Raw genomic sequence first — 13,045 nt, forward strand, 5'->3', positions numbered from 1 at the left:
GCGCTTTGCCAAGCCGCTCGACGAAGACCTGATCCTGCGGCTGGCGCGCGAGCACGAGGTGCTGGTCACGGTGGAGGAAGGCGCGATCGGCGGGTTTGGGTCGTATGTGCTGCAGCTGTTGGCCGAGCATGGCGGGCTCGACCGCGGCAACCTCAAGGTGCGGTCGCTGGTGCTGCCGGATCTGTATCTCGACCACGACAAGCCCGAGCGCCTGTATGCCAGGGCCGGCCTCGATGCCGCCGGCATCGTCGCCAAGGTCTTCGAAGCGCTGGGACAGGAGGCTGGATTGCGCAGGAGGCTGAAACGTATGGGATGAACCAAACCTCACGGTTGAATGTCTATACCGTTGCGGAGACCGCATCGTGAGATTTGGCAATCGATGACCACTGCCTCAGAAGCTCATATTCACCCGAGCAAGTCGCATCGCGATGAGAATTTCCCTGTCGCCTCGCGCCTGATCCATCCGAAGTACCGCGCCCCCATCCTTGCTTTCTATCGCTTCGCCCGTACGGCCGACGATATCGCCGACCATCCGGCGCTTCCGGCACAGGAGAAGCTTGCCCTCCTGGATCAACTCGAGAGGGCGCTCCTGGGAGCCGGTCCGGCCCTTCCGGAAGCGGAGCCATTGCGCCTGTCGCTCGCGGCGCGCGGTCTTCCAGTTTGTCATGCTCTCGATCTGCTCGAGGCGTTTCGCCTCGACACTTGCAAGAACCGGTACGCGGACTGGTCGGAGCTGATGGATTATTGCGCCCTCTCCGCGATGCCGGTGGGGCGCTTTGTGCTTGACGTCCATAGCGAGGAGCGCACCACCTGGCCAGCATCTGACGCGCTTTGTGCGGCGCTGCAGGTGATCAACCATCTCCAGGATTGCAGAAAGGATTATCTCACTCTCAATCGCGTTTACGTCCCGACCGATGTATTGGCAGCCTGCGGGATCGGTGTCGAGGTGCTCGGCGCGCAGTGCGCGAGCCCTGCCCTCCGCGCCTGCCTGGCCGAGATCAATGACCGCACCTCGCAGCTTGTGCGAGACAGCTCTCCCCTGCCAAATCTGATCGCGAATTCGCGTCTCGGCCTGGAAGTGGCTGCGATCCAGCATCTCGCCTTAGTACATTTGGATCGGTTGCAGCGGCATGATCCATTAAGCGAGCCTGTCCATCTCGGTAAGGCCGGATTCGCGCTCGCGGCGGCCCTTGGCATAATGAATGGGCTCAGGGCGCGCTTGGCTCGAAAGGCTGCATAGTCGCGCCGCTGCCGAGGTCTCGCGTTCCCGCTCAGCGCACCTCGACCAGAAGGCCGTCATAGGCGGGTTCGACATGTGGTGGCAGTTTCCGGCGCAGCTCGTCGTAATCCAGGTCCGTGTGGAGGTTCGTCAGGATCGCGCGCTTCGGCTTGACCTGTTCGATCAGATCGAGCGCCTCGGACACTGAGAAATGCGTTGGATGCGCCGTATAGCGCAATGCGTCCAGGATCAGGATCTCGAGCCCTTCCAGGCATCTCATGCTGTCCTTCGGCATCTGGCTGACATCAGGGGCATAGGCGATGTCGCCGAAACGGAAACCGAAAGCATCGATATCGCCATGGATCATCCGGAACGGAACGGCCTCGATATCGCCGCCCAGCCCCGAGATCACGGTAGGAACCTCATGCTCCAGGCGATGAGCGGTGAGAATGGGCGGATAGCCGCTTCCGGGCGGCGTCTTGAAACAGTAGCCGAACCGGCTCATGAGCAGCTCGCTCGTCACGCGGTCGGCGTAAATCGGCATCCGATGTCGCATGGCGATCACCAAGGGGCGCAAGTCGTCGATCCCATGGGTATGGTCGGCGTGCTCATGGGTGATCAGCACGGCATCCAGCCGCTTCACATTGGCGCCCAGCAGCTGCTCTCGCAAATCCGGCGACGTATCGACGAGTACGCGCGTCGTGCCTCCGGGCATCGTCTTTTCGACCAGAACGGAGCAGCGCCGGCGCCGGTTCTTGGGATTGGCTGGATTGCATGCGCCCCAGCCGACCCCCACGCGAGGCACGCCGCCCGAAGAACCGCAGCCAAGGATCGTCAGTCTCAAGCTCATGCGTCGACCGTCCGTCCCTTGCCCGCATCGGCGGCCGTCGCCTTGGAAAACAGGCGGTAGAAATTACCGGTCGTCATCTCGGCAATTTCGCTCCCGGACACACCAATCACATCGGCGAGCGTCTTTGCCGTATGGCTCACATAGGCCGGTTCGTTGGTTTTTCCCCGGTAGGGCACGGGCGCCAGATAAGGCGCGTCGGTCTCGACCAGTAGCCGGTCATGTGGAACGGAAGCCGCGATCCGGCGAATGTCCTCGGAGTTCTTGAAGGTCAGGATGCCGGAAAAGGAGACGGAAAGCCCTAACTCGACCCCGACATCGGCCAGTCTCTGGCCGGATGAGAAGCAATGAAGCACCGCCTTGAACTCCCCTCGCCTCATCTCCTCGGTCAGGATGCGGATCATGTCCTCGTCGGCGTTGCGGGCATGGATGATAAGGGGCAGTCCGGTCTCGCGGGCGGCTTCGATATGAGTCCGGAAGACGTGCTGCTGCACATCCCGCGGGCTCTTGTCGTAATGGTAGTCGAGCCCAGCCTCGCCGATCGCGATGCATCGGGGATGATCCGATAATTCCACGAGCCGCTTCGCCGGCACATCCGATTCGGTGGCTGCGTTGTGCGGGTGAGTGCCAATGGTGAAGAAGATGGTTTCATGCGCATCCGCGATGGCGCGATAGGTGTCGAAGCGGGCGACATGGGTCGATATCGTGACCATGCGTCCGATCCCCGCCGCGGCGGCGGCGGCCAGGATTTCCGGCAGGCGGCCCTGAAGGTCCGGAAAATCGAGGTGGCAATGGCTATCGACCAGCATCACGAACTATGCCTCCGTTTCCGGCATCTGAAATCGCTCTTGCTTCATAAAGCGGATAGGAGCGCGTTCGTCCAGGGACGAAGAGGCCGGGATCAACGGGAAGCCTGCTGAAATTCCTCCTCTTCATGGCTGCGCATTTCCCGAACCACTTCACGGCGGCGGCGCACGGCGGGTTCGTCATGCTCGCTCGGGAGAGACACCGGCACGGTCAGACAGACGCTTTGAGCCGGAAGGACATCGCACCAATCCCTGATGAGTTCCCGATAGGCCCGGCCGACCGGGCGGATGTTGCGATCGAGATCGTAGAGCCCGACCGGGGTGACGCGATTGTTCTCCTGCCGAAGCGCCACATCCCAGTCGACCTGATCGGTCAAGGAATACCAAGTGAAGCCGACCGTGGGGACGCCGGTATTGCGGATGCGCAGGACGTTGGCCCACTGCTTCCAGAGCCAGTTGACAGCCTCGTCCCCGCAGGGGCCCTCCATGAGGTTCGTCTCGGTATGCATAACCGGCAGCAGGTAGCGGGCGTAATATTGCCGGGTGATCTCGTCGTAGCCAAAAACATCGCCCGCCGAGCGGGTCACGCCGTTGGACTGCACCCTGTGCTCGTTGGTGATGTAGTAGTCGTTGCCCATGATGCAGTGATGGCGCAGCGATGAACGGTTGAGGAAGAAGTGATACTCCTCCCGTGTCATTCCGTTATCCAGCAAATACTCGTACATCTCGGAATCGACCCGGCGTCCGTAATTGAGATCGAGCGAGAGGAAACGCCTCGAATTCATGACCTCGGCCGGCTTGATGGCCGCTGGATTCTCGGCGTGGAAATACTCCGACGACTCGCTTTGGATGAAGATGGCGTCAGGCCGGATCTTCAGGATCCGCTCCATCGCCATGACGTTCGCCATGACGATATGCTTCAGGGCCGTGACGAAGGCTTGATCACTCTGCAACTGTTCGTTCCACCAGCCATAAGCCGCCGAAAACAGAGCGCAGACGAACATTTCGTTGATGGGCGTATAGAGCTGCACCCATGGGAAGCGCCGAGCGAAATCCTGGGCATAAGCCGCGAAAAGCTCAGGAAAGTCCGGATTCTGGAAGTTCTCGATCCAGTCGGGCACACCGAAATGGCATAGGTCCACGATCGGGATGATGTCGCGCCGTTCGAGATCGTAGAACGTCATATCTGCAAACGACCAATCGTATCTGCCGGGTCCGATATAGGTTCTGTGCAGGGGCGGGCCGTAGCGAAGGACGTGGATGTCGAGTTCCCGAAGAAGCTCGAAATCGGTCCTCCAATATTTGTAATGGCCGCACTTTTCCATCTCGTCGATGCGGGTGCGGCCATTATTGATCGTCGGGATGCTGTTCTCGATCCCGGTGGCGAACATGAAGGAGGTATACATCTGGACTTCCGCTGAAGGCCTTACGGCCGGTCGAAGCGGAAGCGTCAGGGTGCTTCCGCTTCGATATAACGCGGGAAGATCGGCTCAGGTTGCGGAAGGGGCGCTCCTGCCTTCAGGCGGTGGGCCGCCCCGATAGCGGCCAGGACCCGTTCCTCCGGCGCAATCGCCAGCAGATCGAGCAGCTTGGCGGCCGCATTCGGCACGAAGGGCTGTGCCAGAACGCCGACCGCCCGCAAGACTTCCGCCGTCACATAGAGGACGGTTTCCATGCGCGCTGGATCCTGCTTGCGCAGCACCCACGGTTCCTGTGATGCGAAGTACCGGTTGGCCTCGGCTACCACGGCCCAGATCTCGCTGAGCGCGGTATGAAGGGCATAATCGTTCAAAGCCGCCCTCGCCTTGCCCGGCAAGGCATCCGCCAGCCAGAGCATGTCCTGATCGGCCTGGGTGAATTCCCCCGGCGTCGGGACCGTGGCGGCGCAGTTCTTCGCGATCATCGACAGGGAGCGCTGGGCCAGATTGCCGAGATCATTCGCCAGATCCGCATTGATGCGATTGACGATGGCCTCATGAGAATAATTGCCGTCCTGCCCGAACGGCACTTCCCGCATGAAGAAGTAGCGAAGCTGGTCGACGCCATAGGCGTCGGCAAGGTCGAACGGGTCTATGACGTTGCCGACCGACTTCGACATCTTCTCGCCGCGGTTGAACAGGAAGCCATGGCCGAAGACCCGCTTCGGCAGGGGCAGATCCGCCGACATCAGGAAGGCTGGCCAGTAAACAGTGTGGAAGCGGACGATGTCCTTGCCGATGATATGCACGTCTGCCGGCCAGTAGTGCCAGCGCGGATTGCTCTCGTCCGGGAAACCGCAGCCCGTGAGGTAATTGTTGAGGGCGTCGATCCACACATACATCACGTGCTTTGGATCGCTGGACACCGGTAGGCCCCAGTTGAAGGTCGTGCGGCTGATCGACAGATCCTGAAGGCCGGAGCGAACGAAGCTGACGATCTCGTTGCGGCGCGTGTCCGGGCTGATGAAGTTCGGATTGTCCTTGTAGTGTTGCAGCAGGCGATCCTGATAGGCCGAGAGGCGGAAGAAATAGCTCTCTTCCTCGATCCACTCCACGGGCGTGCCCGTCGGTGCGCGCCAACTGCCGTCCGGCTGCTTCGTCAGCTCGCCCTCGTCGTAATAGGCCTCGTCCCGCACCGAGTACCAGCCGGAATACTTGGAGAGATAGATATCTCCTCTCTCCTGCATGCGGCGCCAGAGCTCGTGGGTCGACGGCAGATGGTCTGCATCCGTCGTGCGGATGAACCGGTCGTAGGAACAATCCAGCCGGTCGGCCATGGCCTTGAATTTGGCCGCCATCTCGTCAACAAATGCCTTTGGGGTCGTCCCGCTCCGATCGGCGGTCTGCTGGATCTTGAGCCCGTGCTCGTCCGTGCCGGTCATGAAGAACACGTCGTAGCCGTCGATGCGCTTGAACCGCGCGATCGCATCGGAAGCGACGATCTCGTAGGCATGACCGATATGAGGGGCCCCATTCGGATACGAGATGGCCGTCGTGATGTAGAATTTTTCCTTCTCGGCCATGGCAAACCCTTACTAAACAAACCTTTTCGGCAACGAACCTATGCCGTTCGCCGAACCGCATCGGCAAGATCGTCGAACAGCGTCAGGATGAAAGGTCGACGATCGAGGTTGAAGATGTCGATCTCTCGCGCCGAGCGGGCGATCTTGTCACACACCTCCACCAAAGGCGCAAGGCGTGATGGCCCAAGGTCTGCGCGCTCGTGGAGGCGTCCGGAAACCCAGCGCTGCACGGTCTCGAGCGTCAGGTCGTAATCATCGTCCGCGTCCTTCCGGGCGAGGGATTCGGCCAGGGCGAGGATCTGTTTCGCCTCCGCCCGCGGCAATCTATCGAGAATATCGGTGATCTGGCTGATGAAGGCCACCTTATCGGCGTCGAGCAGTTCCAAAGTGCGCCGGACGGAGCCCTCGCCGAAGCTCATGGCCTGATCGACGACCTCTGCCGGCATATCCGACCAGGGGGCACCGAGGGATGCGATGGCCGATTTGATGGCAGCAGCGTCGAGCGGACGCAGGAGCAGCCTTCGGCAACGAGAGCGAATGGTGGGCAGAACCCGCTGCGGCGCATGGCTGACGATCAGAAAGATCGAGCGTGGCGGCGGCTCCTCGATGACCTTGAGCAGAGCGTTGGCGCTGGCGGTCGTCAGGTCCTCGGCGCTGTCGACGATGCAGACCCGATAGCCGCCATCGGCCGACGTGGAGCCGAACATGCCCAAGGCACGCCGGACCGCATCGACCGGGATCGTGGACGAGGCCGCTTTCTTGTCCGTCGCCGGGGCACGCCTGAGGATGGCGAGGTTGGGGTGCGACAGGGCCGCGACCTGCCGCGCCACATTCGCCTCCCGAGCGACATCCAGGCTTTGAAGGCCGGAATCGTTGCTCTTGCGCGGATCGAGCACCGTCCGGGCGACTCGGTACGCCAGGGTTGCCTTGCCGATGCCCTGCGGGCCGCCGATCAGCCAGGCATGATGCAGGCGGCCGCTGCGCAGGCCTTCGAGAAAAGCCTCCTCGCCTTCCTTATGGCCGAAGAATGCGAATTGCTCCCGGGGGTGCAGGGTACCTTCGAGCTGATCCGGTTCGGCGATATCGTCGGCATCACGCGACATCGACATGCCTCGCTTCGCCTCCCAAGAGGTCCGGAATCCTTTCGCGCAAGGCTGCCCAGATCGCGGCTTCGACCTCGTCCGGGGGCTGGGTTGCATCGATGACGACGCACCGTTCCGGTGCGGCCTGGGCAATGGCAAGAAAGGCGTCGCGAAGGGTACGGTGGAAGGAGATATCCTCCTGCTCGAACCGGTCCCCACCCTCTCCTTTGCTGGCTTGCCGCTCGCCGGCCCGGGACAGGCCGACTTCCGCTGGAAGATCCAGAATGAAGGTCATATCCGGCCGCAGGCCTCTCAGGGCGATCCGCTCCAGACTGTCCAGGACATCTCTATCGATGCTCCCGAGAGCGCCCTGATAAGCCTTCATCGAGTCGGAAAAACGGTCGCACAGCACGTGCGTTCCGCTTTCAATGGCGGGGGCGATGGTCTTGTCGATGTGATCAATCCGCGCGGCGGTGAACAGCAGGGCTTCGGCGAAGGGGCCGAGATGTTTCGCCTTTCCGCTCAGGATGAACGAGCGGATCTTCTCGGCCTCAGGGGAGCCTCCCGGTTCGCGGGTCGCGATGACAGGCTGCGATGAGGCCTCGAACCGGCGCCTGAGACGTGCGATCTGGGTCGATTTGCCGGCGCCCTCGCCTCCCTCGAATGTGATGAAACGGCCTGCCATCAAATACGATCAATAACGCTCTTGAAGGCCTGGCGCGCCCAGCCTGTGCTGAATTCCATCAATCCATCCAGCGCGCGCTGGCTCAAAGTTCCCACCTGGACGTCCTCAGCGGCATAGAGAGGCATTTCGAGAGCCTTCGTATCGCCCCGGTTGACCTGAAGCTTGGCCACTTCGGCCCCCTTCTGAATCGGCGCCTTGAGCGGGCCCGTATAGACGATGCGCGCCGAGACCCGCTCTTTCTCGCCACGAGGCACGAGTACACGAATTGGCCGCCTGGACACAAGCGGCAGCGACCGGCGATCACCACCGAAAACCTGAGCCTCTCCGACCACTTGGCCTTCCTGATAGAGCTGATGCGGTTCGAAGGCTCGGAAGCCCCAATCCAGAAGCTTGCGCGATTCGTTGGCCCTGTCCTTGGCGGTCTTGAGCCCGTTCACGACCACGATGAGCCGTTGTCCGTTCTGAACCGCTGAGCCGACAAGTCCGTAGCCCGATTCCTCGATGAAGCCGGTCTTCAATCCGTCCGCGCCGATATTCATGGCAAACAAGGGGTTGCGGTTCTGTTGGCGGATCTTGTTCCAGGTGAATTCACGCTCTCCGAACATCTTGTAGAGTTCGGGATAGGTCTCGACGATGTAGAGGGCGAGTTTCGACAGGTCACGGACCGTGACCTTCTGCTCCGGATCGCCGTAGCCTGTCGCATTGCGGAAGGTCGACTTCGCGAGGCCGAGCTCATGGGCCCGTTCGGTCATGCGGCGCGCAAAATTATCCTCCGTGCCGGAAATGCCCTCGGCGATGGCGATGGCCGCGTCGTTGCCCGACTGGACGACCAGCCCCCGCAGCAGATCCTCCAACCGGACGCTGGTATGCACCTTCGCGAACATGGACGACCCACCCGAGCCGGCTCCGCCCTTGCGCCATGCGTTCTCGGAAATGGGGAATTCCGTATCCATGGTCAGGCGGCCGCTCTTCAACTCGTTGAAAACGACTTCGGCCGTCATGGTCTTCGCCATGCTGGCCGGCGCGACCAGCTCATCGGCGTTTTTCTCGAAAAGAACGGCCTGGGTCGCCGCGTCAACTAGGATCGCCGTAGGGGCCGTCGTCTGAAACGCCTGCGCCCAGGCCCCTTGCGATGCGCCCAAAAGCAGTGGCAAGGCGAACATCGCCTGTAATACCGTCAGCTTCGCGATGATCTTATGACGTCCAAAAACCATGACCCGAGCCTTCCCTTGGGAGAGCTAGAATCTGTAGCATGGCCAGGACAAATCAACGCTATGCTTGACGAAGCATCAAATCAGAAAATTTCCCGCGAAATCAAAAACCCGGATTCGCGGGAGGAAATGCACCTGTCGAGCAGCGTTAGCGGATGGCAAAACGCGACTGATCAAGCGCCTTGAAGTTAGCACCCTTCTGGAAGCCGGACGAGGCCGTCTCCGGCGCGTAATAGAGCCCAGCCACGACCGGACGTGAAGGCGGAAGCATGCTCGGGGAAAGGGAGCTGATGACTGCCACGGGCGTAGCCGCACTCGGGATCGTGCCCAGGTCGAACGGCCGCTCGGGCGGCAGTGGGATATGGCTGGAAGCTGACATCGCCATCGGCTCGGCGGAGGCGATCGTCTGCGGCGCGCTGGCGGAGGCAAGAGCGGTTGCAACGCCGTCAACGGGAGCCGGGCTACGGAGAGCGAGCGTATCACGTGGCACGTTCGGGCGCGGGGTCGCCTGGGCGATCATGGTCGGCGCCGAAGGATTCAGGCTTGCAGGCGTGCCATCTGTCCGAAGGCTGGCGAGCAGAATGCGGTCGTCGCTGCCATTCGTCGAGGCACGGCCGATATAATCGACGCGAACCCGCGCCGTTCCGGCCTGCTTGAAGCCGAGCGCGGAAGCGGCCCGCTCGGAGACGTCGATGATTCGGTTGCCATGGAACGGACCGCGATCGTTCACCCGGACGACCATGGAATGGCCGTTCTGGAGGTTCGTCACACGAGCATAGCTCGGCAGCGGCATCGTCGTATGCGCGGCGGCGACCGAGACACGGTCGAAGACCTCGCCGTTCGCCGTCATGCGGCCATGGAAGTTCGAGCCATACCATGAAGCCAGGCCCACGCCGGAATAGCTGGGGTTTTCCCGGGGGACATAGGTGCGACCAGCAACCACATATGGCTTGCCGACGAGATCGCGTCCGCCGCCCTTCGGCACAGGCTCGCCATCGGCAACGACCCGCGGGCTGGCAGCCACGCCATATTTCGGATCGATCCCGCTTCTGCCATTCGAGCAGTTGGCCACTGTCAACGCGATGGCCGTAACGCCTGCAATGCGGAGGACAGCCAGATGATTGAAGGACGAAATACGCCCGTTCAAACCCATCTTCGACTTAGCGCGATCACAATGCATTTTGCTTTGCATCCCCTCAACCGCAATGACTTGCGGCAGTTCGGTATTCCCCGAACATTCAGTAAGTGCATTTTCAGCCCTTAAAGAAAGGTTAAACGCCGCGCTTGTCAATGGCCAAGCCGCCACAGTTGAAACTTTGTTATGAAATTAAATTTATGGAGAAATAACAGTTATTTGCATCGACATTGCAACCTTAAACATTCGGCGTCTGCCACATTTCATGGGTATTTTGGCCGCCCATGCGAAACATCTCTGGCCCCTTCAGAGGGGTGCGGAGGGCCCGCCTTTCTTCCCGGCCGGGAAAGAAATTCATTCGATATCCGAGGGAATTGCTGAGACTATTTCGATCAAGGAACGAGCCTTGAGCGGCGATATCGATTTCCAAGAACTACGCTAGCCTTCGGTTTATTAACCATCCCTCGGCTATTCTATCGTTGTTCCTTCGTGTCGATATGGGACACGACCCCTGTCACTTTTGGGAAAATGGTGGGGCGTTGCCGCTGGATCGTGGGATGTCTTCATTATATCTTACGAAGCCAGAGACGAGGCCGGCTTGAGTTGACGGCGACGGGTTTGCGGCTTTAGAGAGCCTGCAACCACGAGAGCGAAGCTGGCGCAGGCTGGCTCTATCACATCTCTGGAGGGGTGGCCGAGTGGTTTAAGGCAGCGGTCTTGAAAACCGCCGTGGGTGCAAGCCCACCGTGGGTTCGAATCCCACCCCCTCCGCCATGTTTTTGGATAAATTTCCGCTTCCAATAGAGAAATGCAGGCCTCGTCGGCGTCTCCACCGTGATGTGTTCGCATTTTTTCGCCAGTTTACGTCGTCTAGGAAGCCAAAACCCTGCATAAGGAGGGCTTGGGCAACAATTTGAAACCTTGAGGTTCGCTCAAGGAAAGTCGCGACGGAATCTCAGCAACTGGCCTGTCGACGATCGTTAAGCTGATCCAGCCATAGACGTGGCGCTTGTTTCGGCAGGCCGCTGGGGCGCAGCTTTTTGAGCTCCCAATCGCGTAAGCGGAGCCTCGACGATTCGATAGGCAACGAAAGCAAAGCCAAGGTTTGCAATAACATTTTGCCACCACGATACACCTGCCACGCAAAGGGCGTAGGTGATGGGCGCATGAAAAGCGTAAAGGCTGTATCCCGCCCGGCCCAAAGCTGAAATCGGGCTGGTCTCGCGAATGTTCGAACAATCGAGCCGCACGACAACCAATCCGACCAAGAGAGCGAAGACGAGTTTCCGGACCTCACTCAACACGGGGCCGAAGGGGCTATGGAGCAATATGGCGACGGTCAGCAGAGACCAGGCCAGAAGCAGCAGGGTCCGTGATTTGCGGACCCTCATGGCGAAGGTGGGGCTGACGAAGGCTGCACCGATCCACCAATACGGTAGGAAGCCCCAAAGGCTGAAGTTCTGCCACCAGACATAAATCCCCGGATAGCCCCAGGCGACGACGAGGCCAATTACCCAGGCAGCTGCGCAGAGCGCCGCCCACCATGCAGAGAGGCCTCGCCAGATCAAGGCTGAGAAGGCGGCTGCATAGACGGCATAGAGAACAATCTCCACCATGACCGTGGCAATGGGGCCATTCCCTTGATAGGCGCATGAGGTTAGGCCGGGGAAGAAGGCCGGTGCGGCAACGGTCTTTGCCAGGAGGCAAAAGGGGGAGATTTCCTTGGTTGCGGTGAGCAGTGACGCCATCTCCAGGGAGAAAGAACTGCTGATCTTGAAGCCGATCGCACCAGCAAGGATCGCAAGGAAATAAACCGGCAGAATGCGAAATGCCCGCTTTATGACAAACCGGCGCAAAGTGGCGCGCTCAGCTCTGAAGCCATTTCGATGGATGCAGTAGCCGCTCAGAACGATAAAGCCGAGCACAGCCGGATGAAGCTCCGCATTACGCTGGAAGATTCGGAACAGCTGAGTTGACAGGAAACGGAGCAGCGCGGGAACAGCATCGGCCCCTTGGGCATAGATCGTTCCCGGGATCAGGTGAGCGAAAATAAGAACCCATAGGGCAAGTACCCCGCGTGCGGCATCAATTCCGCCAGAGCGACGGGATGATAGCGGCGCAGCCGTCAGCAGGGTCTGTGCACAGAGAGCCATTCGCCGCGATTAGCACGGCATTAACGCTATTGCTATCTTGCCGTCAGTTCGTTCGTTGCTGCATTGGAGCAGTTTGAAGACCGAGCAATGCGCGCGCCTCACCGGGTGTAGCGGCACGGTATCCGTGGCTCTCGATCGTCAGCACGGCGCGTTCGACCAGTTCGGCATTGTTGGCGGCGAGCCGATCCTTGGTGATGCGGATATTGTCCTCAAGCCCGGTGCGCACTGCATCGGCGCCACGCGCCAGCGCCCATTCCATCACTTGCGCCTGATACCGGCCGATTCCCGCAGCCGTCCATGTGGCCATCGGCAGTACCCTCTTGAGTTCGCCCAGGAGAATGTCGAGAAGATGTTCCTCCGCCGGCATGGCGTTCTGAACGCCCATGACGAACTGCACATGCGGACGTTTGTCCATGAGGCCCTGCTCCACAAGGCGTTTAGCCCCATGCAGGTGCGAAAGGTCGAAGATCTCGATCTCCGGCCGGATACCGAAAGCCTTCATTTTTGTCGCGAGGTCCATCACCAGAGAGGTATGGTTCTCGTAGACGATGGTCGGGAAATTGACCGACCCGGTGGAGAGCGAGGCCATGTCGGGCCTGAGATGGAGCGCCGAGCCCCGCGCCTGCTGATCCCGACCGCGCCCTCCTGTCGAGAACTGTATGATCATGCCCGGGCAATGTTTCCGGATTCCCTCCTGCACCATGGCGAAGCGCTCAGGATCGGACGAAGGTGTCTCATCGTCATTGCGCACATGAATGTGGACGAGGCTCGCCCCCGCCTCGTAGGCCTCGCGCGTCGATTGAATTTGCTCGGCAGGCGTGATCGGCACCGCCGGGTTATCCTTCTTTCGGGGCACGGAGCCGGTAATCGCAACGGCGACAACGATCGGATTCATAGGCCTCTCCT

12 protein-coding genes and 1 tRNA gene are annotated in these 13,045 nt (G+C 60.5%); 3 read left to right on the plus strand and 10 right to left on the minus strand.

The features are described from left to right. Nucleotides 1–316: transketolase C-terminal domain-containing protein (locus AB4Y97_RS02415; RefSeq protein WP_441997416.1), on the plus strand; the 316-nt coding region annotated here is incomplete at its 5' end. Between the two features lie 63 nt (nt 317–379). Beyond that, complete coding sequence (hpnC, locus tag AB4Y97_RS02420; RefSeq protein ID WP_441997417.1) at nt 380–1,240, plus strand: squalene synthase HpnC; 861 nt, start codon at nt 380–382, stop codon at nt 1,238–1,240. A 31-nt stretch (nt 1,241–1,271) separates the two neighbouring features. Here hpnC and AB4Y97_RS02425 read toward each other — a convergent pair whose 3' ends face one another. The 8 genes from AB4Y97_RS02425 to AB4Y97_RS02460 form a co-directional block, all read right to left on the minus strand. Further along, the gene (locus tag AB4Y97_RS02425) at nt 1,272–2,069 is read right to left on the minus strand and encodes an MBL fold metallo-hydrolase (protein ID WP_441997418.1); all 798 of its coding nucleotides are present in this window, start codon (nt 2,067–2,069) and stop codon (nt 1,272–1,274) included. Further along, on the minus strand, nt 2,066–2,875 hold the full coding sequence (locus AB4Y97_RS02430; protein WP_441997743.1) for a TatD family hydrolase: 810 nt from the start codon (nt 2,873–2,875) through the stop codon (nt 2,066–2,068). The genes AB4Y97_RS02425 and AB4Y97_RS02430 overlap by 4 nt, the downstream gene beginning before the upstream one ends. A 92-nt stretch (nt 2,876–2,967) precedes the next feature. Beyond that, nucleotides 2,968–4,278 carry a family 1 glycosylhydrolase gene (locus tag AB4Y97_RS02435; RefSeq protein ID WP_441997419.1) on the minus strand — a complete coding sequence of 437 codons (1,311 nt, stop codon included), beginning with the start codon at nt 4,276–4,278 and terminating at the stop codon, nt 2,968–2,970. 44 nt (nt 4,279–4,322) lie between these two features. Then, nucleotides 4,323–5,873 (minus strand): methionine--tRNA ligase, encoded by a 1,551-nt coding sequence (gene metG, locus AB4Y97_RS02440; RefSeq protein ID WP_441997420.1) that lies wholly within the window; start codon nt 5,871–5,873, stop codon nt 4,323–4,325. 38 nt (nt 5,874–5,911) lie between these two features. Next, nucleotides 5,912–6,976, minus strand: a complete 1,065-nt coding sequence (locus AB4Y97_RS02445; RefSeq protein WP_441997744.1) for a DNA polymerase III subunit delta' — start codon at nt 6,974–6,976, stop codon at nt 5,912–5,914. Then, on the minus strand, nt 6,966–7,640 hold the full coding sequence (gene tmk, locus AB4Y97_RS02450; RefSeq protein WP_441997421.1) for a dTMP kinase: 675 nt from the start codon (nt 7,638–7,640) through the stop codon (nt 6,966–6,968). The genes AB4Y97_RS02445 and tmk overlap by 11 nt, the downstream gene beginning before the upstream one ends. Then, entirely contained in the window at nt 7,640–8,803 is a 1,164-nt protein-coding gene (locus tag AB4Y97_RS02455; protein WP_441997745.1) for a D-alanyl-D-alanine carboxypeptidase family protein, read from the minus strand. The genes tmk and AB4Y97_RS02455 overlap by 1 nt, the downstream gene beginning before the upstream one ends. Before the next feature lie 196 nt (nt 8,804–8,999). Beyond that, entirely contained in the window at nt 9,000–10,004 is a 1,005-nt protein-coding gene (locus AB4Y97_RS02460) for a septal ring lytic transglycosylase RlpA family protein (RefSeq protein WP_441997746.1), read from the minus strand. Between the two features lie 666 nt (nt 10,005–10,670). Here AB4Y97_RS02460 and AB4Y97_RS02465 point away from each other — a divergent pair. Beyond that, nucleotides 10,671–10,760, plus strand: a tRNA-Ser gene (locus AB4Y97_RS02465). A 206-nt stretch (nt 10,761–10,966) separates the two neighbouring features. On the opposite strand, the gene AB4Y97_RS02470 is transcribed toward AB4Y97_RS02465, so the two are convergent. Next, nucleotides 10,967–12,139 carry an acyltransferase family protein gene (locus AB4Y97_RS02470; RefSeq protein ID WP_441997422.1) on the minus strand — a complete coding sequence of 391 codons (1,173 nt, stop codon included), beginning with the start codon at nt 12,137–12,139 and terminating at the stop codon, nt 10,967–10,969. A gap of 43 nt (nt 12,140–12,182) precedes the next feature. Continuing rightward, nucleotides 12,183–13,034, minus strand: coding sequence for a 3-keto-5-aminohexanoate cleavage protein (locus AB4Y97_RS02475; RefSeq protein ID WP_441997423.1), 852 nt, complete (start codon nt 13,032–13,034; stop codon nt 12,183–12,185). Nucleotides 13,035–13,045: the final 11 nt, after the last annotated feature.

The sequence above is a fragment of the Microvirga sp. 2TAF3 genome (assembly GCF_052114965.1).
Classification (GTDB): Bacteria; Pseudomonadota; Alphaproteobacteria; order Rhizobiales; family Beijerinckiaceae; genus Microvirga.